Origin of the sequence: Bartonella sp. CE47NXGY (genome assembly GCF_042195415.1) — a bacterium.
GTDB lineage: Bacteria > Pseudomonadota > Alphaproteobacteria > Rhizobiales > Rhizobiaceae > Bartonella.
The window spans coordinates 1-599 of sequence record NZ_JBHIOI010000269.1; the positions used below are offsets into that span (position 1 = coordinate 1).

The 599-nt window shown below is 39.9% G+C and carries 1 pseudogene; it reads left to right on the top strand.

Annotated elements, in window-relative coordinates:
* Positions 1–440 precede the first annotated feature (440 nt).
* A pseudogene (locus ACFIL3_RS11040) lies at positions 441–548 on the top strand (exonuclease); the annotation flags it as partial.
* Positions 549–599 lie beyond the last annotated feature (51 nt).

A 599-nucleotide genomic window follows, 5' to 3' on the forward strand; every position in this document is an offset into this window, starting at 1 on the left:
TGGATATCGGCATTTCCCCCTGCTCTCATAGAGCTATAATGGTTGTCAATGGTATCAGCGTTAATGATGAGATTGCCGTGAGACTGTATCATTCCTTGACGAGTAGGCGAAAATTCTTGCGTGACAGTTTTCTGTATCATGTGAGATAAATTATTCCATCGGTACCCTTGAAAAAAGCGAACTTTCACTCTCTTCATTCCAAGTAAATGCCTTGTATACTATCCCATCTTCTAAAGTTATCTTACCATAAGTTGCCTCTTTGTTGGGCAAAGAATTTTTAAAGTGAAAATCACATATGTTTCCTGAACATTCAACTTCCTCATAGGAAACGGCCCACATTTCTACCCTCAACTCATTTGCTACACTTGTTGTATGATACAAAATCGCATTTTCATTGAATCAAACCCCTCTGGTTTTTGGAATGCGATGGTGACTTCTTCCGTTTTTTCCGTGATGATCAACAAATTGAACAGATCAATCAAGCTGTTGAAACCTTTTTAGCAGAGATAGAACGAGAGATACAACAACTCTCAACAAAAGCTGCTTAACCTTATGGGGGTGTTTTGTTCCCCGCATATCTACGAGCACCCCCACCCTTC